The 24906-nt window shown below is 46.4% G+C and carries 21 protein-coding genes; 4 read left to right on the top strand and 17 right to left on the bottom strand.

Annotated features, from left to right (window positions below; genetic code table 11):
* Window positions 1-3: 3 nt before the first annotated feature.
* The 5 genes from AC1DSE_RS08250 to AC1DSE_RS08230 form a co-directional block, all read right to left on the bottom strand.
* Entirely contained in the window at window positions 4-876 is an 873-nt protein-coding gene (locus tag AC1DSE_RS08250; protein ID WP_076270040.1) for a carbohydrate ABC transporter permease, read from the bottom strand.
* Window positions 877-880: 4 nt separating this feature from the next.
* A complete protein-coding gene (locus AC1DSE_RS08245) occupies window positions 881-1765 on the bottom strand; it encodes a carbohydrate ABC transporter permease (RefSeq protein ID WP_256711010.1) in 885 nt (294 codons plus the stop codon).
* 111 nt (window positions 1766-1876) lie between these two features.
* Window positions 1877-4828: an extracellular solute-binding protein gene (locus AC1DSE_RS08240; RefSeq protein ID WP_477511194.1), complete on the bottom strand. Its 2952-nt coding sequence runs from the start codon at window positions 4826-4828 to the stop codon at window positions 1877-1879.
* A 68-nt stretch (window positions 4829-4896) separates the two neighbouring features.
* Window positions 4897-6303 (bottom strand): ABC transporter substrate-binding protein, encoded by a 1407-nt coding sequence (locus AC1DSE_RS08235; RefSeq protein WP_076270042.1) that lies wholly within the window; start codon window positions 6301-6303, stop codon window positions 4897-4899.
* A gap of 407 nt (window positions 6304-6710) precedes the next feature.
* A complete protein-coding gene (locus tag AC1DSE_RS08230; RefSeq protein WP_430061718.1) occupies window positions 6711-7853 on the bottom strand; it encodes a GntR family transcriptional regulator in 1143 nt (380 codons plus the stop codon).
* Between the two features lie 123 nt (window positions 7854-7976).
* Between AC1DSE_RS08230 and AC1DSE_RS08225 the strand changes: the two genes are divergently transcribed.
* A complete protein-coding gene (locus tag AC1DSE_RS08225; protein ID WP_477511195.1) occupies window positions 7977-10586 on the top strand; it encodes a transglutaminase-like domain-containing protein in 2610 nt (869 codons plus the stop codon).
* Here the strand turns inward: AC1DSE_RS08225 and AC1DSE_RS08220 are convergent.
* The 3 genes from AC1DSE_RS08220 to AC1DSE_RS08210 form a co-directional block, all read right to left on the bottom strand.
* Window positions 10561-10785, bottom strand: coding sequence for a hypothetical protein (locus AC1DSE_RS08220; protein WP_076270045.1), 225 nt, complete (start codon window positions 10783-10785; stop codon window positions 10561-10563). The genes AC1DSE_RS08225 and AC1DSE_RS08220 overlap by 26 nt on opposite strands.
* Before the next feature lie 136 nt (window positions 10786-10921).
* Window positions 10922-11242: a hypothetical protein gene (locus AC1DSE_RS08215; protein ID WP_076270046.1), complete on the bottom strand. Its 321-nt coding sequence runs from the start codon at window positions 11240-11242 to the stop codon at window positions 10922-10924.
* An 82-nt stretch (window positions 11243-11324) separates the two neighbouring features.
* Complete coding sequence (locus AC1DSE_RS08210) at window positions 11325-11894, bottom strand: xanthine phosphoribosyltransferase (protein ID WP_076270047.1); 570 nt, start codon at window positions 11892-11894, stop codon at window positions 11325-11327.
* A 266-nt stretch (window positions 11895-12160) separates the two neighbouring features.
* Between AC1DSE_RS08210 and AC1DSE_RS08205 the strand changes: the two genes are divergently transcribed.
* Window positions 12161-12874: a hypothetical protein gene (locus AC1DSE_RS08205; protein WP_477527573.1), complete on the top strand. Its 714-nt coding sequence runs from the start codon at window positions 12161-12163 to the stop codon at window positions 12872-12874.
* A gap of 213 nt (window positions 12875-13087) precedes the next feature.
* Window positions 13088-14128: a YkvI family membrane protein gene (locus AC1DSE_RS08200; protein WP_076270049.1), complete on the top strand. Its 1041-nt coding sequence runs from the start codon at window positions 13088-13090 to the stop codon at window positions 14126-14128.
* 24 nt (window positions 14129-14152) lie between these two features.
* Here the strand turns inward: AC1DSE_RS08200 and AC1DSE_RS08195 are convergent, their stop codons facing one another.
* From AC1DSE_RS08195 to AC1DSE_RS08185, 3 genes are read right to left on the bottom strand one after another with little or no spacing between them, the layout of a single operon-like run.
* Window positions 14153-17473 (bottom strand): AAA family ATPase, encoded by a 3321-nt coding sequence (locus tag AC1DSE_RS08195; RefSeq protein WP_477511197.1) that lies wholly within the window; start codon window positions 17471-17473, stop codon window positions 14153-14155.
* Between the two features lie 55 nt (window positions 17474-17528).
* Window positions 17529-18815: a metallophosphoesterase family protein gene (locus AC1DSE_RS08190; RefSeq protein ID WP_477511198.1), complete on the bottom strand. Its 1287-nt coding sequence runs from the start codon at window positions 18813-18815 to the stop codon at window positions 17529-17531.
* Window positions 18816-18847: 32 nt separating this feature from the next.
* Window positions 18848-19975: a glycosyltransferase family 4 protein gene (locus AC1DSE_RS08185; protein WP_477527572.1), complete on the bottom strand. Its 1128-nt coding sequence runs from the start codon at window positions 19973-19975 to the stop codon at window positions 18848-18850.
* 123 nt (window positions 19976-20098) lie between these two features.
* On the opposite strand from AC1DSE_RS08185, the gene AC1DSE_RS08180 reads away from it, so the two are divergent.
* Entirely contained in the window at window positions 20099-21271 is a 1173-nt protein-coding gene (locus tag AC1DSE_RS08180) for a GGDEF domain-containing protein (protein ID WP_430061726.1), read from the top strand.
* A gap of 164 nt (window positions 21272-21435) precedes the next feature.
* Here the strand turns inward: AC1DSE_RS08180 and AC1DSE_RS08175 are convergent, their stop codons facing one another.
* From AC1DSE_RS08175 to AC1DSE_RS08150, 6 genes are all read right to left on the bottom strand, one after another.
* The gene (locus tag AC1DSE_RS08175; protein ID WP_076270054.1) at window positions 21436-21690 is read right to left on the bottom strand and encodes a DUF2164 domain-containing protein; all 255 of its coding nucleotides are present in this window, start codon (window positions 21688-21690) and stop codon (window positions 21436-21438) included.
* A gap of 4 nt (window positions 21691-21694) precedes the next feature.
* Window positions 21695-22486: a PhzF family phenazine biosynthesis protein gene (locus AC1DSE_RS08170; protein WP_441882187.1), complete on the bottom strand. Its 792-nt coding sequence runs from the start codon at window positions 22484-22486 to the stop codon at window positions 21695-21697.
* Window positions 22483-22965: a hypothetical protein gene (locus AC1DSE_RS08165; protein WP_477511200.1), complete on the bottom strand. Its 483-nt coding sequence runs from the start codon at window positions 22963-22965 to the stop codon at window positions 22483-22485. Before AC1DSE_RS08165 ends, AC1DSE_RS08170 begins: the two co-directional genes overlap by 4 nt.
* A 127-nt stretch (window positions 22966-23092) precedes the next feature.
* A complete protein-coding gene (locus AC1DSE_RS08160; RefSeq protein WP_076270056.1) occupies window positions 23093-23545 on the bottom strand; it encodes a GyrI-like domain-containing protein in 453 nt (150 codons plus the stop codon).
* 134 nt (window positions 23546-23679) lie between these two features.
* On the bottom strand, window positions 23680-24588 hold the full coding sequence (gene hprK / locus AC1DSE_RS08155) for an HPr(Ser) kinase/phosphatase (protein WP_441909840.1): 909 nt from the start codon (window positions 24586-24588) through the stop codon (window positions 23680-23682).
* Between the two features lie 42 nt (window positions 24589-24630).
* A partial coding sequence (locus AC1DSE_RS08150) for an ABC-2 family transporter protein (RefSeq protein WP_477527571.1) occupies window positions 24631-24906 on the bottom strand: 276 nt, incomplete at its 5' end.

Genomic DNA, 24906 nt, shown 5'->3' with positions numbered 1-24906 from the left:
CTGTTATTCCTTCAAGCCTGATGTAGACATGGTTTGAATAATATTGCTCTGCGTTACGATAAATACGGTGATTGGCACAAGCATCATCAGCAGTGTTACTGCAGCTACCGGTCCTGTTCTAACAAGTCCTCCGCTTGCGATTTGGCCAAAAACGTAATCTACCGTTTTTAATTGCTCGCTGTAAATATACTTGTGGCTCGTTACTGAACCATTTGTCCATAAGCTTTGCAATGAGAAAATGATTAACGTCAGCCAAGCTGGCTTAACGATCGGCATAATAATTTGCCAATAAATTCGGTATTCACTCGCTCCGTCAATTTTGGCTGCTTCTAGCAGAGCATCCGGGATTTGCTCCATGAATTGCTTCATGAGATACAATCCTAGAGTCATGCCGAAAGCAGGCAGCAAGATCGCCCAATACGTATTAATCAGACCAAGCCACGATATGATCATGTAGTTCGGCACTTGTGTAACGTAGGCGGTAAACATAAGGGAGAGTACAACGAGCGAGAACAACACTCGTTTCCCCGGAAATTTAAGCTTGGCAAGAGGGTAAGCCGCTGCCGAAGCAAAAATGACATGCCCCACGGTGCCCACGATAGCAATGAAAAAAGTATTGAATACGTATCTTGAGAAGGGCACCCATGAATCACTGAATATACCAAGCAAATCTCTGAAATTTTTGAAAGTAGGATTTCGAACGAACAGCTTTGGAGGAAAGGAGAAAATTTCATCCAACGGCTTAAATGCATTGCTGATCGTAAACACAAGCGGCAATGCCATAAAACAAGCGACGCCRCCAAGCAGCAGAAACAGCAGTATATCGACTGACAAGGAACGATTCAGCCTCTTTGACACTTTAAAAGATCGTTTCATCCCTCTACTCACCCACTTTTCCGAGCAGCTTCTGCGTTAAGAGATTTGTAAGGAGCATGATACTGAACAATACCGTGGCAATCGCCGACGCATAACCCATCTCATACCGAATGGATCCGTAATCAACCAAATGGGTAACAATCGTGTGTGCTGCGTAATCCACACTTGGAAAACCGATCATATAGATGGAGATCTCTGCGATGGAGAACGCCAACGTAATTTGGATAACCGCACCAAACATCAGCTGTGGACGCATAGCAGGCAGTGTTATGAACCATAATTCCTGCCAGCGGTTGCGAATGCCGTCAATGCTTCCCGCTTCGTACAGGGTGCGATCTACATTTTGCAGCCCTGCGATAAAGGCTAGAAAGGATGTGCCGAGACTTAGCCATAGCTGAACGAGAATGAGAATACCCAGCACATACCTCGTATCTTGCAGCCACTGAATCGGCTCCATAATGAAGCCCCACTTCATTAGAAAGGAGTTCGCATAACCATAAGAGTCGCTTGCGAACAATAGCTGCCAAATCAAATAGGTATTGCCCGCAATCGATGGCGCATACAAGACGAGCGTAAGAAAAGCTCTTATCTTCGGCCTTAGTTCGTTAATAAGCCATGCAAATAAGAAGCATGCCAAGTAACTAATCGGCCCCGTAATGGCCGCGAACAAAAACGTGTTTTTTACCGCAATCAGAAAAATATCGTCTTGAACGAGTAATCTTGAATAGTTTTGCCAGCCAATCCACCTAGGCTTCTCAAGAAAATTAAAATTCGTAAAGCTAAGCAGCAGCGATAATAGCACAGGGAGTACAGTAAATGTGCAGAAAATAATAAAGTATGGTGCCAGCAGCACATAAGCGTGTTTACTTTTTTTCATTTCAACAAACATGCGCGTTAATTTTGGCTTCAGCTCTTTCCCGTGAGCTAGAATACGTGAATCGCCTTTCCCCCTTGTTACGGGGCGGGCTGCTAACTGCTGTTTCATTTAAGCCCCTCGTTTCTAATAAGGAAGATTAAATTCCTTGCGCTTTAATGTAATTTCCTCATTCATCGCCCTTACATATTTGTCCATCGTTTCACGCGGATCTTCTCCTTGAACGACAACACGGCGGAATGCATTATCGATATTTCTGCCTGTCAAATATCCACCCGGAACCTCTGGTATGCCCTTAACCCATTTCATTTGCTCCTGCAGCATTTGAAAATCCTTCGTTGGCCAAGGAAGTGAAGCTAACGCTTCCATATTTGCCGTTGGGTATCTAGCAGCAGCACCCATTCGAATTTCCATTTGTCTACCAAAAGCAACCTGCGTGTCTTTGCCTGTCCACCATTTCAAGAAGGTCCACGCCTCTTCTTTGTTTTTCGCTTGCTTGAACATAATCGATGCCGAGCCTCCGCTGCCTACCTCGCGGTGGAAGGAACCATCGGCAGCAGCAACGCCTGGAACAGGCGCAAATGACCACAGCCCTTTGATCTCAGGTGCAAAAACAGTCAGCTTGTTATACATCGTATAATCGACGATACCGATTGGCATTTCGCCTGTTCGGAAGCGGTTTGCGAAATCAGCTGCGATTGGAATTTTATAATTGACATAAAAATCGGTCCACTTCTTGAACTCCGAAATCGATGTCTCTGAATCCAAATCACTCGATTTACCACCGTCCTTATAAAACTGGCCGCCTTGCTGAAGCAGAAACATCGCAAATGCAGGATTGGGCGGAAGCGTCATAATATTCGTCGTTGCAAGCTCATTGCCAATGGAATCAAGCGGTTTTTGTGGTAAACCAAACTGCAAGTTATGCTTCTGGAGCGTAGGCAGCATATCATAGACATCCTGCCACGTTTCCGGCACTTTCAAATGCAGCTCATCCTCCAATATATCTTTTCGGAAAAACATCATCGGAAACGTTTGCTGCTCAGGCAATGCGTAATAGCTTCCTTTATATTCATAAGGCACCATGGCGCTTGCTAGAAACTGCTGCTGTACTTCCGGATAATCTGGAAACGCAGATAAATCCTGAAGAGCGCTGCGGCTCGCGTAATTCATCGGCAAGTCGTTGCCAACCTGCAAAGCAACATCCGGCCCTTTCCCCGAGACGGTTGACGGTAGAAGCACATCCGCGCTTACGAGTTTTAAATTCACATGTATGCCCGTCGTACTCGTAAAACGATCATCTATCAATCGTTTAATGACTTGTGCTTGGTCACGAGCCGATGTTACCCATACAGTAACGCTTTGCTTCGTCTCTTCTTCATCCGAGAAATCATCGTAGTTTTCACTAAAGGATGCTGCGAACGATTTGATCCCTGTTAACATCTTTGCCCATCTGGTTGCTTCGGGCTTCGGCAGCTTTGCTTCTGGCGAGCTAACGATCAAATAATCCAAAGCAAGCGGCTGTTCATTGATCGTAAGCATCCATGAGCCAAGCGCGCCAACATTCGTCTTAAATGCTTCGATCCGTGATGGCACGGATTCCGGGCGGCCCGCCATGTCCTTAAGCTGATACGCTAGTCTATTAATAATCGCTGTACGGTCATTTCCACTCTCGGATGGTCCTTCCATACTGCTCGCAATGCTATAGAGCAGCTCGCTTTGTTTCTCAAACACTTCAATCATTTCAGGGATGCGCTGTTCCAGATTGTAATCACGAAAGGTATCCGGAACGGTACCTGTATAGCTGATGATTTGGCGATACATGGCATTTAGCTCAAGAATGCTCGTTTCCACCGATCGCAGAATTGGCGCCAGCTCGCCCAAAGTCACTTCCATCCGCAACCGATGCTTGCCTTTAGTGAGATGGAATAAATAAGGCTCATCTTTGCTCGTTCCCAAAACATTCATTTGCCAAGAATGGTTATATGGAAACTGAACCTCTTTCAACTCCTTAAAGGGCAGCTTCCCATCTATATAAATGGAGCGCAGCGCAGACATGCCATTCAAATAGTTTTGACGGTTTTTCAAAGCGATTTGATAGAGCCCTTCTTGCTCTACTTCAATTTCCCATTCAATCCATTGTCCCGGCATTCTCCATGCCCATCCACCCATTGCATTATTGCGAAGCTTTGATACATGGTAAGGTTCGACCGCGGGAGAAGAACGATCATTATAAGGCAGCAAGCTTGGCGTAGATTTGTATAAAGCTTGCTCTGCTTGAAGCTTGATCGAAACGTCTGCAGCCTGCTTTAGCCCATCTTCTTTATACTTGCTGGCAACCTCTGCATATGTAGGAGCAATTTCCGGTGCAGACAGCTTCAACCAATCGATGACGAGCGGCTCTTTAACCGAAGTCAGCGTCAGTGTATGCTGGCCTCTCGAGAAATAAAATAAAAAAGGCTCTTCATAAAAGCCCGTGTTATCTTTAATTAAGCTTTCCTGCCACATATACTCTTCGATTTGGTTAGGCAGCAGATCATTTCCCCTTGCATCGCGATCGAAGCTTTGCTTCTCGTTTTTCCATATTCGATTGAAGGTTATGCTTCTAGCTTCATTAAATGGCGATTCCCCATCCACTAACAGCTCCCTTTCAATATCTGAATCCTTGCCCGGCTCGCTATAAAAATGTATACCGAGATTGTATAGTCCTTCTTGCTTAACCTCGAATGCCCAGGAAATCGCACCTGAATCTTCCGTGAGAACCGCTTGCCCCTCGTTGCCCGCTCTATTCTCAACGATAGAAACTTCCATTCCCTTAACTTCGCTGTAGCTCTCCCCTTCGATTACAATCGTATCGTTAGCAGCCAGTTGAATAGGATCATATTTAGACAAGTATTCGTCATAACCACCCTTTTCATATGGCGCATCTAAAGCCGTCGAATGGGTATTCCGATTGCTTGCCGATGTTCCTTCAGCAGTAACCGTGCCATTTAGTGCGGACTCCTGAAAAAACAAGGAGACACAAACAGCTAGTGACAGAAGCAATAACGAAATGACTTTAACGCTTGGTCGCCGCATCGTTTCCCCCTCCTCCCTAGCAGGCTCTCTATTAAAATAGGAGCCTGCCGAGAGTTTTTGACAAAATTTTATTTGTTGTCTTGAAGCAATTTGTTCATGTTCGCTTCAAACTGCGGTTTGATTTTGTCAACTGCAGTGGACGGCGATACTTTGCCTTCTGTAATTTCTTTGACGACACCTTCAAAGAGCTTCTCGCCATCTGGAATGCCATAGTAGGAGATATACTCAATGTTGTCGGCCATCTGTTTCCGAGTATCGAGCGACTCTTTACTTGGGTAAGAAGTTTCCCATGACTCATTGGCTAGCTTTCTGCCCTCTTCATGAAGACTAATCTCATCAAGAATTTTCACAGCAACCTCAGCATTTTTCGAATATTTAGCTACCATGAACATATTGCCAAACGGTGTGTAGGAAACATAGCGATCAGCCTTAGGGCCTTTCGGGAAGAAAACATAACCAAGTTGTTGATCCTTCATACTATCGACAAACGTGCCAAGCTCCCAGCTGAATCCTGCATAGATAACGCCTTTGCCAGCGATGAATTCTTTCGCTGCATCCTCAGGAACCGGCTGCATGATCGATTTATCTGTGTTGTAGAGATCAGAAATGAACTGCAAGGACTCAATCGCATTTTCACTATTCATAGCGAATTTGTATTCTCCACTTGCATCCTTGTCCAGAGCCCCGTTGTTCGTGTAGACCATTTGCTCTGCAAATGCTTTAACTTTACCGTAAGCCCCGGTTACGCCAAATACATCTGTTTTTCCATCGCCGTCTGTATCCTTCGTTGCTGTTTTTGCAAATTCACGGAATTTATCCCATGTCCATTCGCCTTTTTGTTGAAGCTCGTATGGATCCTCTAGGCCAAGCTTCTGAACGAGCGTTTTGTTATAAAACATGCCGTACGGAGAAGGAGCTGAATCCGTCATCCCGTATTGCTTGCCGTCATAACTTCCTCCAACCTTCATCCAGCTAATATATTTCGGATCATTCAAATCCAAAAATTCATCAACTGGCTGAATGAACTGTTTGTTCACAAGCTGTGGAAACGCCCAGAAAAGCTCGATCCGAACGATATCCGCAAACGGTGTGCCTGAGAGAGAGGTCGTCGTGAAATTTTCAATATACTTTCCATAGTCGCCGAACTTTACAAATTCAATTTTGCCGTTATATTTTTTCTCCGCATCTTCAATCAATTTGATTTGTGCTTCTTCTGCGGGACCTTTTTCTTCTACTAATCTTGGATCTGCTCCGTCGTACCAAACGCCGATTTTAATCGTCTGACCTTTTAAATCGTATTTGTTCTCTTCCGGCGCCACAGTCGCTTCTGTTGTTGGTTCAGCATTTGTCGGAGAAACTGCATTCGTTTCTTTCCCTTGATTGCTGTTAGCACCATTTTTTCCGGAGCATCCTACAATTGAAACCATGAGTATTAATGCAATGACTGCAAACGAGCGTAATTTTAGCTTTTTCATTTAAAATCCCCCATCATTCATATTGGATTGAAATTTTAAAAAGACATGATTACGAAACGCTTTAACCAAGCTCTAGACAGAAATACCGAACAGCCCTCCTTAACGGCATAATAAAACCAGTTATAAAGCGCTTACATTCTTCGCAAGCAAAAATAACCGATATATCCATTTTTGTACAATCGGTTCGTTCTCAAGGTGTATCACTTTAATTACAAACCGATTTGGCTATGTAATTAGATATACCTTTTAGCCTGCTTACAAAAGTTATTATAATCGCAATACTATTTTTTGTAAACAATGAATATACTTAATATAGTAAAATACATTATTGATTATACCAAATAAAAAAGCTGGCCATTATGGCCAGCTTTTTACACTAAAATGAATGACGCAGAACAATAGATTGCCTATACCGATTTGACCGAGGCTTGATCATCTACCGTCTGCATGCCAATGGACTCTCTTTCTACCACACGAACGGGAACCTGTAATTTTTGCGGTGAAAAATCAGCTCGTTCAATTCGATTAACGATTAATTCAGCCGCTTTACGGCCTATTTCGTTATAATCTTGGGCTACGGTCGTAAGCGGAACCTCTACATGCTGCGCAATGATATGATCGTCGAAGCCGGCAATTGAAAGCTGTCCTGGAACTTGCAATCCCATTTCAATCGCGTTTTTAAGAAGATCGACGGCAAGGTGATCATGCTCAACTTGAATCGCTGTTACTCCAGCCTGAATCAGCGAAGCAATCATTGATTTATAGAAGGTTTTGCTATTTGTTTCATCTACTTGTCTATAGAAATCCGAAACGATTAAGTCAGGATCAATCGGAATTTTGTAATCCTTCAGCGCATTGCAGTAGCCTTGATACCGGTCGCGCACCGAACTGCGAAATTCGATGCTGATGCTGGAAACAAAAGCAATTCGCTCATGGCCAAACTCAAGCAGCTGCTTCGCGATTTCATAACCGCCTTCAAAGTTATTTGAAGTAACGCTCGTAATCGGAATGCCTTCAAAGTACTGATCAATCGTCACAATCGGGTAGTCGTTCCAATAAATAGCATTGATTAAATCGATATTGCTAATGGTGCTGATGGGATACAATATGATGCCGCTTGAACCGTTTTTAGGAATTCGAACGAGCAGCTCCTTCTCTTTGTCCCTGCTCCAATTGCTGTTATGAATGCTTAAATAATAACCTTTATCGTCCAAATAGTCCGATGCTCCGGTTATATAGTCCGATTCATGTGTCGCCATATAAGGAAGAATCATTGAAATAATCCGATTGGCATTTGAGGTGCCTGTATCGGATTCGATATAAATCTCTTGTTTTTTGACGAAGCTCCCGCTTCCGCGCTTCCTGTATATTAGGCCTTCCCGTTCCAGCTCGATTAATGCGCGCTTCGATGTAATGCGGCTAACCCCTGACTTCTCCGCCAATTCCACTTCTGTTGGAAGTTGTTGATCAGGCAAATATTCTCCCGATTTTATCTTTTCCTTGAGATCCTCAAGAATGACCATATACAAAGGTTTGTTATCGGACTGCATGCTCATTCACTTCCAGTCTATCCGTAATGCATTTCTTGTATTGATTATACCAAATCAATTCTTTATAATGCAAATTAAATATACCAACTTCATTCGAGTATACCTGCAGTATTTAGGAGAGGAATGATCATAATTATGAATTCAGACTGGACAACACAGGTTCTAGAAAAATTCGCCTACAAAAGGAGCCTAGCCAGCTTGCGTGAAGAGCAGCTATTCAGCGTTTTTCAGCAGCCCTTAAGCGCGGATGAGCAGTTTGCGCTGCAATTTTTATATGCCTACATGCCTCTTAATGACTTAGCTGATTATAATGGTGAACTTTTTCTTAGCCATGTACAGGCTTCCCTTGCTATTCGGAATAAAGTGCCATGGGGCAGCACGGTGTCCGATCATTTATTTTACCACTTTGTTCTCCCATATCGGGTCAATAACGAGAACATCGAGGATATTCGAAGCTTGTTGTTTAATGAATTGTTCGAGCGCGTTCGAGGACTGTCCATGGAAGATGCCATTTTGGAGACTAACTACTGGTGCCATGAAAAAGCTACCTACATAGGAAACGACCAGCGCACCGTATCTCCTTTAACCATTATCCGTACCACTCTCGGACGCTGCGGAGAGCAGTCCACACTTGCAGTTGCTGCACTCCGCAGCATCGGAATTCCTGCAAGGCAGTGCTATACACCACGCTGGGCCCATTGTGATTCCAATCATGCTTGGGTTGAAGCTTGGGCTGACGGTCGTTGGCATTTTCTCGGTGCTTGCGAGCCAGAAGCAAGGCTAGACCAAGGCTGGTTTAGCGCTCCTGCCCAAAGAGCTATGCTCGTTAATACGAGAGTTCCTTCCAACTATGCAGGCCCCGAGGAAATTACGCTGCAGCATCCTTGGTATACCGAAATTAATTTACTAGACAACTATGCCGTAAACAAGACCATTACGATCAAAGTACTTAATCAAGCTGGTTCCCCATCTAGTGCTAAGGTACACTTCCAGCTGTATAATTACGCCGAGTTTTCTACTATTGTGACAAAGACGACAGATCAAGCCGGGCAAGTTACCCTTACAACTGGACTTGGCAGCTTATATATACACGCTGTTGGCGAAGAAGGCTGGGGCTCTATACTTATCCATACGGGAGATGCGAACGAATTTACAATGGTTATGAGCAAAGAGGAAGTTCGAGGCGGCATTTCAGATATTGAGATGATCCCCCCGCCATCTGTGGACAGCAAGCTGACTTCAGCCGCCACTGAGCAGGAGAAGCAGAAAAATAGTGAGCGAATTCAAGAGGGTTCCCAAATTCGTGCTGCATATGAAGCAACATTTGTTAGCTTGGAGCAGTCTTCTCAGCTAGCTGATCAGCTCTCCCTAAATGGAGATCGGGTGTGGAACGTCCTTCAAAAAGCTAGAGGCAACAGCCATGAGATTTATGCTTTTTTACAAAATCAATCCCATTTATATGGAGAATGGCCGCTTTTGCTGCTGGAATCACTTCATGAAAAGGATTTGACAGATACGTTTCAAATCTCGTTAGATGATCATCTACTTGGTTCTTTGCCGCTGATTGAAAGTCAGGATACCGATTTAGATAAATCTTTTACCAGCAAGTATCTACTTTGTCCGCGTATACATTATGAGATGATTGCACCCTACAAGCATCGTTTCCAAGAGCATTACTCTGAGGCAGAAAAGGAGCTGTATCGCGGTCAACCTGAGGCCATGTACGAACGACTTGCGGGTGAATTTGATATTATCGAAGGCATGAATCATTATAACGGCTCTGCCACGCCGCTAGGCAGCTTTGAATTACAAAAAGGCGATCGGCTTTGCTTCCACATTCTTCTAATCGCAACAGCAAGAAGCATAGGAATACCAGCTCGCCTTGAACCAACTGATTTAAGGCCGCAATACTTTATGCCAAGCCATTGGACTGACTTTTGTTCGGAGGGCACCTCACCGCCAGCACTAGGTTTTGTTCATTTCATCAAAGACATAGCAGCAGATGTAGAAGAAGCCGCCTATTTCAATAACTTCACGATTGCGCGATTTACGAAGGGCATGTATCACACACAGATGCTCCCCTTTGGTAAAAAGGACGTATTCGACGCGCCAATCGAATTGGTATGCGGACAATATCGGCTAATAACCGGAACAAGACTTCCAAATGGTACTTTAAAGGTCCGGCTTGCTTATTTCGACATTTCTCCATCAGCTACAACAAAATTGACATTGAGCTTCCGCAGCAAGGATATGGAAATTCCAATTCTAGCCTCACTCTCCCCTGATGCCATGGATAAGGAGTTATTCTATCCACAGATTAGCATGAAGGCAGCCGTTCAGCCTCGCGGCGCAGTCATCGCTTGGATCGAGCCAGACCGTGAGCCTTCAAAACATCTGCTGAGAGAGCTTCGAGAGCTGGCTCCTGCATTTGAGGCATGGAATGGCCAAGTCATATTGACAGCGGGTGAAGATAAGCTGACCGCATCCTTCTCATTAGAACAAGATGCTGCCTTGCCCCGAAACGCTTCTTTCCACCTTGACCAGTCATACACTGGCCTTAACCTCTTTCAGCCCTTGATCGTGCCGAAGAGGATGGAACAGTTTCCCATCCTGTTTGTTTTGGATAATGTAGGACGAATCCGTTACATGTCAGAGGGATACAAGCTCGGAACCGGCAAAGAAGCGCTTGATGCCATTCATGCGATTGCTAATTCTCATCAGGAAAAAGATTAAGCCGATCCTCGGATGCTGGTGTGTAGCTATATGTACGGCTTAGCTTCACTACTCGGCGATTTGGTCTGCGAATAACGACAGAGGACTCGTCCCATGCTACAACGATACCTTTAACATCATTTGCTTCGATTGCATCTCTTACAACTCTTATCGTCTCACCGCTTACGCGATATTGATCCAATTGCTCTTCACTTATCATTGCAATTCCTCCTGCTTCTATTCTAACCCGTATGATTATTGAAAAACCTCAATGGATGCTTACGCATCACATTGAGGTTTACTTCAAAATATAAAATAATAATAAGGTTTAACTTATACTTATATCATTCTTTACGTTAACCTGCATGCTCTTTCGCGTCGTTCGTTTCATACCACTCATCCAGCACGCGTGATGACATCACCCGTTTGCCGATATATTCGCCTTGACGGTCAGTGAATTGCTCCCGCCATTCAATAGACAATTCATCGCAAAGCTTCACGATAGTGAGCAGCTCTGACCACGCGACATAACGTTTGTACCAGAAAAATTGCGGATGCTCAATCATATAAGGATATAAATCATCAAATTCCGTATGTTTACAATCTAGTGCACGCTCAAAGTGGACTTTAGCATCGCTTAGCTTTGTATACATAAACTCTGCAGACATTTCCCCCATAGTATGTGCCTCCCCTCGATCACTTCTGTACCATTATAAGCGATAATGCCGGATGCGAAAAGAACATTTGCACTGGAACTTATTACTCAAATTTAATTTCACCGTTATCAAGCGATGAAATGCGAACGAGCGGCTCCACACGAATTCCTTGTTCCCGTAATGTTCTTCCTCCAGCTTGAAATGACTTCTCGACAACGACGCCAAGTCCAACTAAAGCTGCTCCCGAGCGCTGAATAATTTTTATCAATCCACGCGCTGCATCGCCGTTGGCAATAATGTCATCAATAAAGAGTACCCGATCTTCAGCCGTTAGAAACTGTTTGGACACCATAATATCAGTCACCATTCCCTTTGTAAAGGAAGGAACACGTTCCACATAAGCATCTGGATCAGCAATTAATGTCTTCTTGCGGCGAGCGAAAACGAGCGGTACGCCTAGAGTATATGCGGTTGCAAAGGCAGCGGGTATTCCCGACGACTCCACCGTTATCACCTTCGTAATTTGCTCCTCCGCGAAGCGCCTTGCAAACTCTTGTCCCATTTCCATTGTCAATGCTGGGTCGACCTGGTGGTTGATCAAAGCATCCATCCGCAGTACATTGCTAGACAATACGGATGATTCTGCTAAAATACGTTGTTTTAAACTTTCCATCTTTCATTACCTCCACCAAAATCCTTTTTGATACCGTACCATAGGTCAGGCAAAAAGTGCAACCCTATTGAAGGGATCGTTTTTAATCCCAAAAAAATCAAGCGAATTCGAGCGAGAAATTTCATATCTACAGTAAAATAGAGAAACTTTTACCACATTTTACACGTCTAATTTAATAACATAACTTTTGAACGAATTTAGCAGCACATTTATAAATATGGTTCATTATACCGATGATATTTCCTATAGGGAAAGGAGTGAAAACCTTGAAAACCAATCGATTATTTACGAAAAAAGCGGCTATGGTCRCGGCAACTTCAACGCTTGCTTTATTGCTTGCCAGCTGCCAGAGCGCATCGACAACCACGCCTGATACTTACACGGATGACACAGCTCCTCTTCTGACCAAACAGACGAGCAAGCCTAACAGCCCTCAGAACTCTTACTCTGAGCTAACGGAAAATGAGATTCAAATGGACGAGCCTCATATGAACAAGGTGGATACGAGCAGCAATACAAACGCTGAAACCTCAGCAGTCAGCAAGTCAGAGAATCCCAAAGCGCCGGTAAAAACCGAAAGTGAGGATGCATTGTGGCAAGCAGACGCGCCTCTTCTCCATGGCGTAGCAATTGGCGATACCCATGCTTCTGTTGTTAAGCAGTTTGGCAATCCGCAAGACAGCTACAAGCTTGAGGAAGAGACGGATCCTGTTACCGTGCTTGAATATGACGGATTTGCAGTTGGAATCAATGCTAAGAAAAAAACACAATTTATAGAGCTTTTTGAAAAAAACATTCAAGCTGGCCTAAGCGGCCTGCAAATCGGCGACAATCCGGAAGCTGCACTGCTTGCACTCGGCAAGCCTGAGAAGCAAACCGCATATTTGCTCACTTACAAAGCAAACAAAGCGCTGCTTAAGCTGGATCTTGATCCCGAGCATAATGAAATCATTTCCATTAAGCTTCTCGCTACCAGCTAGACAGAATTTAACATGCGTAACTAATGTAAAGAGCAAACCAAGGCTGCCATTGAATGAAATACACCACAGCACTACCGCCGCYGCTAGAATGAAGGCCCTCTCTGCTTCTAAATATCCCGTAGAAATTCGTAATATTTTGAAAAAAGTCATGCCTGTCCCCGTTTGGACATACCTTCTAATTATAGAGGGTTTTCGAACGGAGGACGGTAGACGATGTGGAAACGTACTGGGAAAGTATTGCAAATCGCTTCAACTTACATGGGGACAATCGTGGGGGCCGGTTTTGCCACCGGCCAAGAAATACTTCAGTTTTTTACCCGCTTCGGTTACTGGGGTACGGTCACGATTGTTATATCTACCATTTTGTTCATTTGGCTAGGCACCAAGATGATGCTCATTGCAAGTGAAATTAGAGCAAAGTCGTACGAAGACTTAAATAAAGCATTGTTCGGCGACAAATATGGACGACTTATCAGCCACTTCATGTTAGTCGTACTCCTTGGCGTAACCGCTGTTATGCTCGCAGGTGCCGGCACCATCTTTTATGAGCATTGGAATATTTCTTATCAATCAGGTCTGCTTATTACGATTGCCGCTTGTTATTTTTTGCTCCGCAAAGGAATGAATGCTATTCTGACGGTCAATGCGATCGTCGTCCCTGTTATGCTGCTGTTCACTGTACTCATCATAATCAATACATTTCAAACGCCAGGCGCAGACAAGTTCATTACTTTATCAAGCGACCATTCCATCTGGGCCGCTTGGGCTTCACCTTTTTTATATACCGCCTTCAACCTCTCAATGTCGCAAGCTGTGCTTGTACCGCTGGGAGCAGAAATTCGTGACCGCAAGGTCATTATTGCTGGCTCATGGGTCGGAGGAATCGGAATTGGGTTCATGCTGCTGGCTGGTCACATCGCGCTTTCCGTTCATATGCCAGGCATTCAACAATTCGCAATACCGATGGGCGGGATTGCTAGGCAGCTAGGGCCTAGCGTACAGTTTATTTACGTTTTCATTATTTTCGCTGAAATCTTCACGACACTCATTGCAGACATTTACGGCCTCACCCTTCAGCTTCATGAGCGTTTGAAATGGGCTCGGAGCTTGATTGTACTACTTATCCTCGCGATTTGTTATGTAGCCAGCCAAATCGGATTTGGTCCGCTTCTATCCACTCTTTATCCGTTATTCGGCTTGGTCAGCTTGGGCTGGCTCATCTTAATTATCCGCAAACGTGTTATTACTCATTAGAGAGCAGCTGGCTGCTATAAATCATCATATTTGTACGAGTAACGCACCCTCGCAATGCTCGAGCATTGCGTCTCGAACATGCTCATGACAAGTCATAACTATCATTTGCCTTTCACTCGATAAGGATGCGAGCAGCTTGGTTACTGCATGCAGCCTGCCTTTGTCGAAATTAACAAACACATCATCCAGCATAAGAGGAAGCTTCGCTCCACTTGTTGCTTCCTCCGCCAAAGCAAGGCGCATCGCCAAATAAACCTGCTCCGCTGTTCCTCTGCTTAACATTCCGCTGTCGATGAGACGGTGCTCCGCTGTTTCCAGCCTGATTCCCGGTTCTCCTGGCGTTGTAAGTACTCGAATATATTTTCCACCTGTCAGCTCCATCATAAAGCGCGATGCATTGCGAAGCACGACAGGCTGACGCTCTTCTTCATAAACACGTTTAGTTCGGCTAATTAATGCTGCACTAATAGAAAGAACCGCATACCGCTCTGCATCCTTCTCGATCTGGGCAACCGTCATCGCTTTATCAGAAAGCAGCCTTTGATGCTCCGCTTCCTGCAGAAGATGGTCTAGCGACTGCCGCACTCTCCCCCGCTTTTCAAGCTGTTCCTGCTTTTGCCGCTCCAGYTCTTTCAGCTCCGTCTGCGACTCCAAATGCAGCTGCTGCAGCTGCTCTTCATCGTAGCAGCCAAATAAATGCTCGAGCTCGGAAATTCTCTCCGCTGACATGCCAGCCGTTATTTCCAACGCAAGCTTCGACAACTCAAGCTCAAGCGCCGTCCATATGCTATGATGCGAAATAGCCAGCTCATATTGGGCTTCACTTGATAGACCAGCCGCTTCCACTGCAATCAACACTTGGCTCTCTAGCTCAAGCTGCCGGGATTCAGCAGCCTGCTGCGACATGCGCAGCTCATCGCGGCGCGCAATAATAGCGCGCGCTTCTTGTTTGGCTGCAGCATGGCGGCGAATTTCGGCATGCAGCAGGCGCAGCGCGAGGGCTGGGTCAGCAGCCGCTGCTGCGGCCGCTTCCTTGAAATGCCCGCACAGTTCAGCTGCTTGCGCAGCGAAAGCAGCCAGCTGTTTGCCTGCGGCGGCTTGTTTCGCCGACAGCCGGTCATAATGCTGCAGCCGCTGCAAAGCTTGCTCGGCAAGCTCGAATGCTTCGAGCGCAGCGGCCGGCGACATTCCCGCCGGCAGTGAGCGAGCTGCAAGCCAGTCAGCCCACTGATGGGCGATGGCTTGCCTTGCTTGTGCAGCAGCGGCGGCAGCCTCGCTGCGTCCTGCAGCGTGCGCGCGCAGCCGCTCTAGGCGGCGGGCGAGCTCGCTGCTATGGTCGATGAGGCGCTCGCTGCGCTGCAGCGCCTCGAGACGGGCTTCGACTGCGGCGCGCAGCTGTGTGCGCGCTTGTTCCGCAGCGAGCAGATGCTCTGGCGAGCTGTAATGCTTTGCCGCAAGCAGGGCAGCCGCTGCCTCTTGCGGATTATGTACAATCATCTCTAAAGCTTGATGCACTCGTTTTTCTCGTTCATTAAGTTCCGTGCCAGTGAGCACGGCTGCACCGCCGCGCCCTCGCGAACGCCCGCGTCCACGCAGCTGATCGCTGCTCTCGCCTGCTGCTGCATTCCCAGCGCCGCGACTCCGCAGCAGCGCCACAACAACAAACGCAAGCGCCGTTCCCGCCAGCGCCAGCGCAGCAATACCTGCACCGCGCCCTGCTCCGCCAAGCGCGGCAGCTCCAAGCGCCAGCGCGGCTCCGCCCGCTCCTGCCGCAGCAGCCCACCAAGGGCCGGCTCCGCCTCGGCCCGAAGCTGCCGCGCCGCGGCCAGCCGATTCGCTATCGCTTGCGGCTGCAGCGGCTCCGGCAGAGCGCGCCCGCTCGAGCTCCCACTCGCGCAGCGCGCTATCGAGGGCGTTCCACGCCCCCTTCAGCGCATCTCGCGAGCGCGGTAGCACCTCAAATCCGGTGCTGCCCTCCTGCTCGCTGCGCTCTTTCTCCCGTGCGGCGGCAGACCTCGCCTCCTCCAAAGCGATAGACGCTTCCTGCTCCTGCTGCTTAAGCGTCTCAAGCTCAGCCGCGAATCGCTCCTCTCCTCGCGCGTGCTCCAGCTCCTGCTGCCTAGCGCTGCGCACAAAGTCACGATCGGCTATCGTAACGTGAAGCTCCCTCAGCTGACGCTCTGTCCATTCCGGCGCGATGCTGGTAACGAGCCTCGCAATCATCTCATCATGCTCGCGAAGCTCTGATTCCAGCTCTATGCTGTCCTGCTTCAGCTGGCGCATACTCTCAGCTGCCTGAAGCAGAGCTTCCGTCTCATCTCCAATACGGAGAAGCTGCTCATCATAACTTATCGCTTCAAGCTGCAGCTCCATTAGCAGCGCTTTCTGCCTTTGCTTCTCAGCTTCTTCGCGCAGCTCAGCTCTTTGCCTTTGCAGCTCGTCCCATTCCTTCTCCGCATGCGGCGAGAGCTCTGCAGCGTAAGCGACTTGCTCGCGCTCAATCATCAGCTGCTGCTTGCGAATCCACAATGGCCTAGTGGTGCAAGCTTTATGAAGCAGCATTTGCCTTGCTTCTTTTGCTGGCAGCTCCAATTCCAGCTGTTGCAAGAATGCATCCAGCTGGCCCGTCTGCTGCGTCAACTGATTATAGGAGACAATGGCATCTGCGCGCTTCCGAAGCTGAGCATCTATTTGCTCAAGCGTTTTCAAATGTTGATTAATTTGTTGATTAGCTCCGCGAGGCTTAAAGAGAAGATCCATCTCCTGTGCTAAACGCTTCTCAGCTGCTGCTATCGATTTTCCGTTGTCCCACCCTGCTTGATACAAATATTGTCCAAGCTCTTCTCCCGACAATGCGCCGATTTCTTGCAGTTCAGTCAGCGTAATAGCGAACAACTGTCGATACAATTTTTCGCTAATGCCTCCTAGAAACTGCCGTTCCCATTCCGTTTGTGTGAGCGCTGCTTCTTCGAGAGATTTATCTGCTGCAGCAATGACGCTAATGAATGGATCATTTAACAATTCGTCATTGCCAGCTGCATGGCTTAGAGCGCGCAGCTTAAGCTTGCCTAATCCGTCAGCCGCATATCGCTCAACCACGTATGCTTCATCTTCTGCACTTTGAAAAAACATCCGACCGCCATGCTTGCCGCCATTCACCGGTTCTTGCCGCTCATTCGACTGTCCGCGTTTGGCAAAACCAAAAAGCATCGATCGGATAAAGCCGAACATCGTGCTTTTTCCCGCTTCATTTGGACCATATACGATAATGACCGCCGCATCGAGCGGTATTTGCTTCCTATATAGCTGTCCGAAACCGTCAATTTCAGCCTTCAAAAGCTTCATGCTTCCTGTCATCTCCTATAGGCTTTTGCAGATACAAGCTGCACTCGCCCTATCATCATCCGCCACGTTCATGATCATGAAGCAAACCAAGCGTCAGCTCGCGCGCTTGCTCTAGCCAGCGCTCGGGAGGCTCGTCCCAATGATTAAACATAAGTCTGCCAAGCTTCGCATGCCCTGCTGCCGGGCTCACAGCATTTTTGGCAAAATCCTGCCATAACTTCTCATCCTCCGTTAATGCTGCGCTAAATCGAACGAGCTCTCCGGTAAAGCTGTCTTCCACCGCCAGCTCCTCCCAGTTGATCGCAGCCCCTGTATTCACCTCTAGCCCATGCACGAAGATCCATGGTTCAGCTGATGATATCGCCCTGCCTTCCTGCAATTGCTCAAGCAGCGTTCGAACAATCGCTGGCTCCGAGAGCTTCTGATGCAGCAGCCCGCGACCTGTCAAACAAAGTCGAAGCATAACCGAGCGGCCTTCCGCTTCAGCTAATATTCTGTCAATTAAACCTTCCAATTGCTGCAAAAGCTCCTGTTCTGTACTCAGCTCAGAGATGGAGCAGTCATACTCGTGCCACCTGACTTCATCCAGCGGCATAAAGGTCAGCTCTACCGCTCTTGCAGCGGTTACCTCCACCAAGTAACAGCCCTTTGCTCCTACTTCACGCGGATTTCTTCCTTGTGTGTTGCCTGCGTATACGACATGAGGGTATTCATGCAGCACCCTTCGTTTATGGATATGGCCTAGCGCCCAATAATCGAAGCCCTTGCCACCGATCAGCTCGCTCAGCGAGCATGGAGCATACGGGTCATGCGTTCCATCGCCATCAACATTTCCGTGCAGCAGCGCGATATGAAAGGGCGCTTCCTGCTGTATTTGATAAGCCGCAGCTATATTTTCCGAGACGACGCGTTTTCCGTATGACCTTCCGTAAACAAATGCAGCCAGCTCACCGTTAGTACGGTAAGCCGGCCGATATTCCATTTGATCCGCTCCAAATATATGCACGTTTGCCGGCAGTTCTAAGTCTGCTCGCTCGCCATTTAACGGGTCGTGATTTCCATGGATTACATATACGGATATTCCATGCTCCTGCAGCTTTTGCCACTCTCGTACGAGCATAAGCTGTGCTCTGAGCGAACGGTCTGCTTCATCGAACAAATCGCCAGCCAGCACGATAAAATCTACCTGCTCGCGAATGGCGGTCTGCGTTAGCTGACGCAGTGCTGCAAAGGTGGACTCGCTGAGCACCTCTCGCACCTGATCCGGAGCCTTCGCAAGCCCTCGGAAAGGGCTGTCTAAATGCAAATCTGCTGCATGGATAAATCGAAAAGGTACCGACATTTTATAACCGCCTATTCCGATAGAATGAGCCGTTATTCCGGCTTCATATGAATATAAACTTTTTTCAGCTGTGCAATCACTCGTTGAAGTGAATATACCTTTTTGGCTTTATCTGAACCAGACCTTGCCAGATGATAACGATAAGTGGGATCGGTTACGACCTTCTCCAGCGCATCAGCAAGAGCTGTCGCATCTTCCGGCGGTACTAACAATCCATTAACGCCATCTTCGATTTGCTCGGCAATGCCTCCTACATTCGTGCCGACAAGTGCAAGCGAGCATAAAGCAGCTTCTGCGAACACGGAGCCGAAGGCCTCAGCGCGAGAAGGCAATACAAATACATCAAAAAACGGCATAAACTCTTCCGGATGCAGCATATAGCCGTAAAAGATAATATCATCATACAAATCAAGCTCAACTGCTAATGCTTCAAGCTCCTCGCGAATCGGTCCATCGCCAATGATATGAAGAACAAACGGATGACCCTTCTGTTTAAGCTCTGCGCATGCGCGCAGCAGTACATCAAGTCCTTTGGCAGGGACGAGCCTGCACACCGTAATGAGCTGCGTTACCGCATTCTCATGGGATATCGGTTTAAATCGTTTCTCGTCAAAACCATTTGGAATAACCTTTATTTTCTCTGGATGCTTGATATGAGGAGCGATATAGGTACGGAAGGACTCGGAAACGGTCAGCAATTGATCCGCCTTCGCCTCCAGCTCGCCATAAAGACTCATTAGAAATCGGTGTTCAGGTCCGCCCTCTTTAATCTTGCCGTTTAGAATAAGCTCCCGTTCATAGCTGGAATGGATCGTCATCGCAAGCGGAGTATCTGGAAATAGCTGCTTCATGACAAGTCCAGCAATCGGATGATGCGCATGTATAATATCGTATGGTTTTTTGATGCGCATCTTTGTCCACCATACGTAATCTTTATACGTTTGAATATATTTATCGACCATTACATTTCCGCTGTAGATCGTATGATCAAAGGTTTCGAATGTCACTTCTTCCTGCCCTTTGCTTCTTACCCGCTTAGGCAKAGAGAACAATTCCATTTGCCAACCAAACTTAATGAATCTATCTTGAATATACGGGATCATGGAAGAAACTCCGCCCGGCTGCTCCGGTGGAAAAAATAACGCTTGTAAAATATTCATGTGTCCCATCCTTTCAACGTAAAACATGTAATTCAACTATTCGTTCACCGTAAAACATGATATATTAGAACATATGTTTCTGTAAAGCTATTGAAACTAATACTAGATAACGGTGGGTAACTCATGACTCTTACACAATGGCTTTCAGGCCCAAATGGACAACTGCTCTCTTCATCGGCGGTCATCGTCATTCTGATCTTAATGCTCTTCATGTCGGTTCGGCTTTATGTAAGCTACCGCAACAAACGAATTTATCGCTTGCTCATTACAGCCATCCCAATCATTATTATTAAGCAATGCCTGCTCGTCGTGCTCGCTTATCCAGGCTGGTCATTATCACCATTTCTACATTTAGCCTTTACCATACTTCAAATCCTATCTTTTATTATTATAAACTTTGTTTTCATGAAATTATATACTCATCGAACGGCACAGCTTAAAGTCATTCCCTTTATCATTATGAGTATGATGACATTCGTTATTGCAGGCATACAATTTGCGATTATGCCCAATTCGATGGACACGGTCGTTCATGCGCAAGCTTTTACATACCCGGCACTCGATTTCTATGGTTTAATCGTTATTTTCATGATTATGCTTGATACAAGAAGCGCCCACATGAGCTCCAAATATTACGCGAGCTTAATCGTATTTTTTGCAAGCGAGCTCGCTAGGCTGTCGAATGCCTATGTATTTCATGGCTCATTGACTTGGTTGCTGACGATTAGCCAGCTGCTGCCGATTGTGTATTATACCCTATTGTTTATCCTCTTGTTCGAGTGGGTGATCGAGAGGTTGATGTTTACCTATCAATCGTCTATTATGGATGGCTTGACTGGGTTGTATAATCGGCGCCATTTCTCTTCGAAGGCGGAGCAGCTGCTTCAGAGCAACAAGCCGATGGCTATTATTTTTTGCGATATCGACAACTTTAAGAAATTGAATGATACCCATGGCCACCACAAAGCCGATGGCGTACTGAAGCAGGTTTCCGAGATTATTAAGGAAGAATCGAGCGGCATCGGATCAGCCGGCCGTTATGGCGGAGAAGAGCTGCTAAGCTGCATTAGCACGGAGCGCGTAAAACCTGAAATTGTAGCTGAATCCATTCGGCGCAGAGTCGAGCAGGAAACGATGGTTACGATAAGTGTCGGATTCAGCACCTCCAAAGAAAGCAAAGCTGTTCAAGAAATGATTAAGCAGGCTGACGAAGCGATGTACTATTCCAAAACGACGGGCAAAAACAAAGTAACCCCGTTCAAATCATCAGCTGCTTCCAAAAAATCAAAAGCATAAACAATGAAAAGGCACTGATCATAAGGCTTATAGCCTTGATGGTCAGTGCCTTTTTTTTGTTTGCTTCTGAGAAAAGCGTAAGTACTCAATATTCGTCATATGCTTACCATTTTCAATAGCTGTCCTGCCTTCTCGCTGTACCTAACAGCTGCCAAGCCCTATTGTTATCGCTTTGCCGCAGTCGGCTTCTCTAGTGAATAAAGCTCGTCTTCCAGCGTTTGCATCCGCTCAAGCACCGTTTGGCGAGCATCTTTAATCGCATGATTATAAACATGCGGCCCAACCGCTTGTATCATAAAATCAAGCAGCTGCTCCGCCGCAATCGATCCAAGCGTCTCCGAACGCTCCAGCTCGAAATACTGCTGAATGCTAGCAATCAACTGCTCCTTCTGCTCTTTTGGCAGCTTCAACATTAACATATTATTAACCCTCCAATTGTCCTCTCAGAATAGTCACTGCTTGTCCTTGCAAATACACTCGCTCGCCTTCCGGTCTTACCTTCACAATCCCTCCGCGCTCCGATGCCTGATAGCCAGTTAACTCCTGCTTGCGGAGCCTCTTCGCCCAATATGGCGCGAGCGCGCAGTGGGCCGAACCCGTTACGGGGTCTTCATCGATCCCTGTGCCAGGAAAAAATGCCCGAGATACAAAGTCATACGCAGCATCTGTTGAACGGCTTGTAACGATAATTCCGCGGGCGCTCAGACGGGCAAGCATCCCAAAGTCAGGCCGCAGCGTACGCAGTGTATCCTCACTGTCTACCTCAACAAAGTAGTCCATTCGATTGCGGCCAACATATCTCGGAATGAGACCCAGACCCTGAATGAGCTCCTCAGGTGCAACAGCTGCTTCCGGCGGCTCGGAAGGGAAATTCATCTCCATCCAGTCCCCTTTATGCACAGCGGTCAATAACCCGCTTTTCGTCATAAATCGTGCCGTTTCGTGCTGTGGCAGTCTTCCTGTTTCCCATAAGATATGTGCTGTAGCAAGTGTAGCATGTCCACATAAATCAATCTCAGCAATCGGTGTGAACCATCTTAACTCATAATGCTCTGCTCCCTGCTCAATAAATGCCGTCTCTGAGAGATTCATTTCCGCTGCCACCTGCTGCATCCAGCGTTCTGACTGAGGCTCGTCTACAATGCAAACGGCGGCAGGATTGCCTTTGAATTTTTCATTCGTAAATGCATCTACAATATATAACGGATAATTCATTTTTCCAACATTCCTTTCTTAATCCATGTCACGCCAAACAACGATAGTACAGCGCCATATAAGAGATGACCAAGCAACCACCAAATCAGAGCTTGTACATCGCTAGTCGCTGGAGTACGCTCTGAGAGCTGTGTAAGTGGAATCCACGTACAGCATGCGACTGCTATACTCATGCCAAGGCTTAGTCCTATCGGAGCTCTCCAAAGCGACAACAGGGATAAATAAATAATACCGAGTGGAAGCGCAACAACCATATGAAGGATAAATTCAAGCGTCTCCGTTCGTTTATAAGGCAGCCATTCTATGAAATCAATATTAAGAAGCAATACATATACCGCTGATCCGGTAAGGTGCTCAAGCAGCTTCATCGTAAAGCCTAACACGATTCCACTCACAGCACCAGCCGCAATACCAGCAATAACTAGCTTCCTGACATACTGCCGAAACGAGCGCTTATTCCCATCTCTCATAGCTGACATTTGAAATCCTCTTCTCTGAATCTGTTTCAATCCCAAACAAAAAAGTGCTTGCTGTCACAAAATGATCCGGCTCGAATGTTATCCATTCCATACTCCGATTCGTTTGTGTGCAAGCACTTCATATAGGTTATCCTTTGAGCGGAATAAGCAGCTCTACCGGCTCTTCCTCCAAATGATGCTCGTCAATATAAAACAACTCCAGCGATACGGCGTTTTCTTGCTTCTCTAGCCGCAACTCATTTATCCAAGCATGAAGCTGCTCGTACCCTTCGCCGATTCTTTTATTGGAGCAAGCGACCATCGCATAACGATGTTCAGGAATCGTGAATTGTACCATACCAGGAGGCAATTCCTCCAGATGCTGGACTTCATAACAAGCCCAGTAGGTAGCAAACACTTCATTGCCGAAGTACGGACTGTACAATACGGTCGATTTTGTTGCATCATTCAACTCGTGCTTGCGTGTCAAAAACTCGGTCTGCAGCCGAATCGCTTCATCCGGAAAGGATGAATATGGACCGCAGTAGCTGATACCCGCCAAATGAAGCGCAGGTTTTGTTACGATTGAGCAGTTTTCCACGCGATTTCCTCCTTCGAATCTGTCAGGACTTGTGCGCTAGGATGAGCTTTCTCTGCCCATAGTGTAACATGATTTGCAAGTATTTGGATAGTCGTTTGCATGTTAATCCTTTATCGGGATTATTGACAAAGCCGCTAGCCTTGCTCCAGCCGTTTCATAAATTCTTCTACCGCACTATAGCCTTGCTGCTTTAAGTACCAATTATTCGCGGCTGCCTCAATTAAACCTGCAACGTCTCTGCCCGGCTGCACTTGGATTTCAATATGAGGAATTTTCACACCCATATAATCTGTAAATTTGGTTTCCAGCTCTAAATCATTATTGAGTTCATTATCACGCCACTTCGTTAATTCAATATCGAGTACAATTCTCGTCTCGTCTTGAAACGCCTGTCTGCCATACAATCTCACAACATTAATAAGACCAATGCTGCGCAGAGCTAGAAACTCCTTTGTTTTCTCATTATGCGTGCCAAGCAGCGTTTGTGAACTCAGCTTTTTTAGTACAACGATATCATCAGCAACTAACCTAGAGCCCCGTTTGATGAGCGTATGGGCTGTTTCGCTTTTGCCAATGCCTGACTTGCCGCGCAGCAGCACGCCAATGCCAAGCACATTTAAGCAAATCCCATGAATCGATATTTCCGGAGCAAGCGTTTTGAGCAGATAAGCATCCAGCATGCCAAGCAATTGCACCGTTGGAAGCTTCGTTCGCAGCAAAGGAATACCTTCTTGATCGCAATATTTGGTCAAATATTTTAGACCTTCCTGACCCGCAGTAACTACAAAGCAAGGCGGATGATATTTAACAATATTGCCAATATGATGATTTCGTTCTTCTTCACTTAATGAGTGCAGGTATGTAATTTCCTTCCTGCCCAAAATTTGAACATGCTCCTGTGGGAAAAAATCGTAATATCCAACAAATTCAAGTCCTGGTCGATAGGCTCTTGCTTTAGCAATCTGTCGATCGAGCTTATCGGCTCCTGCTAATATTTCTAATGATAATTGCGCTGCTAATTCCCGTACCGCTATTGATTTCATAACATTACGCTCCTTTGCTGTTATCATAAAGTGCTGTTCATATTAAGAGCCTGTCGAGCGATAATGACGAACACCGATGTTCCATACAAGCAGACAAGGCAAAATAAAGAGGATGCCAGCTATTGGCGAAATCATATAGAGCAGTTCATTCCCAGAGGTTCTGTCTAACAAGTAGAGCAAAGGCAAATAATTGACACTTCCGAAAGGGATGACGAACGTAAAAAAACGAGTCACCCATTTCTTATAAATGCTTAACGGATACTGGGCCATCTCTCGCCCTCCATCCGTAAATATATTTGCAATCTCAAGACCTTGAAC

The organism is Paenibacillus sp. 01L418, assembly GCF_056400045.1.
Note: the sequence above shows the minus strand (reverse complement) of the source record. Positions and strands in the feature narration are given on the sequence as shown.

Excerpts from the sequence above, each read along its gene's own strand:
- AC1DSE_RS08245 (WP_256711010.1), bottom strand. The coding sequence starts at position 1,765 with ATGTTTGTTGAAATGAAAAAAAGTAAACACGCTTATGTGCTGCTGGCA.
- AC1DSE_RS08215 (WP_076270046.1), bottom strand. The coding sequence starts at position 11,242 with ATGGGGGAAATGTCTGCAGAGTTTATGTATACAAAGCTAAGCGATGCT.
- AC1DSE_RS08235 (WP_076270042.1), bottom strand. The coding sequence starts at position 6,303 with ATGAAAAAGCTAAAATTACGCTCGTTTGCAGTCATTGCATTAATACTC.
- AC1DSE_RS08180 (WP_430061726.1), top strand. The coding sequence starts at position 20,099 with ATGACTCTTACACAATGGCTTTCAGGCCCAAATGGACAACTGCTCTCT.
- AC1DSE_RS08190 (WP_477511198.1), bottom strand. The coding sequence starts at position 18,815 with ATGTCGGTACCTTTTCGATTTATCCATGCAGCAGATTTGCATTTAGAC.
- AC1DSE_RS08200 (WP_076270049.1), top strand. The coding sequence starts at position 13,088 with ATGTGGAAACGTACTGGGAAAGTATTGCAAATCGCTTCAACTTACATG.
- AC1DSE_RS08210 (WP_076270047.1), bottom strand. The coding sequence starts at position 11,894 with ATGGAAAGTTTAAAACAACGTATTTTAGCAGAATCATCCGTATTGTCT.
- AC1DSE_RS08240 (WP_477511194.1), bottom strand. The coding sequence starts at position 4,828 with ATGCGGCGACCAAGCGTTAAAGTCATTTCGTTATTGCTTCTGTCACTA.
- AC1DSE_RS08175 (WP_076270054.1), bottom strand. The coding sequence starts at position 21,690 with ATGTTAATGTTGAAGCTGCCAAAAGAGCAGAAGGAGCAGTTGATTGCT.
- AC1DSE_RS08220 (WP_076270045.1), bottom strand. The coding sequence starts at position 10,785 with ATGATAAGTGAAGAGCAATTGGATCAATATCGCGTAAGCGGTGAGACG.
- AC1DSE_RS08230 (WP_430061718.1), bottom strand. The coding sequence starts at position 7,853 with ATGCAGTCCGATAACAAACCTTTGTATATGGTCATTCTTGAGGATCTC.
- AC1DSE_RS08225 (WP_477511195.1), top strand. The coding sequence starts at position 7,977 with ATGATCATAATTATGAATTCAGACTGGACAACACAGGTTCTAGAAAAA.
- hprK (WP_441909840.1), bottom strand. The coding sequence starts at position 24,588 with ATGAAATCAATAGCGGTACGGGAATTAGCAGCGCAATTATCATTAGAA.
- AC1DSE_RS08165 (WP_477511200.1), bottom strand. The coding sequence starts at position 22,965 with ATGTCAGCTATGAGAGATGGGAATAAGCGCTCGTTTCGGCAGTATGTC.
- AC1DSE_RS08170 (WP_441882187.1), bottom strand. The coding sequence starts at position 22,486 with ATGAATTATCCGTTATATATTGTAGATGCATTTACGAATGAAAAATTC.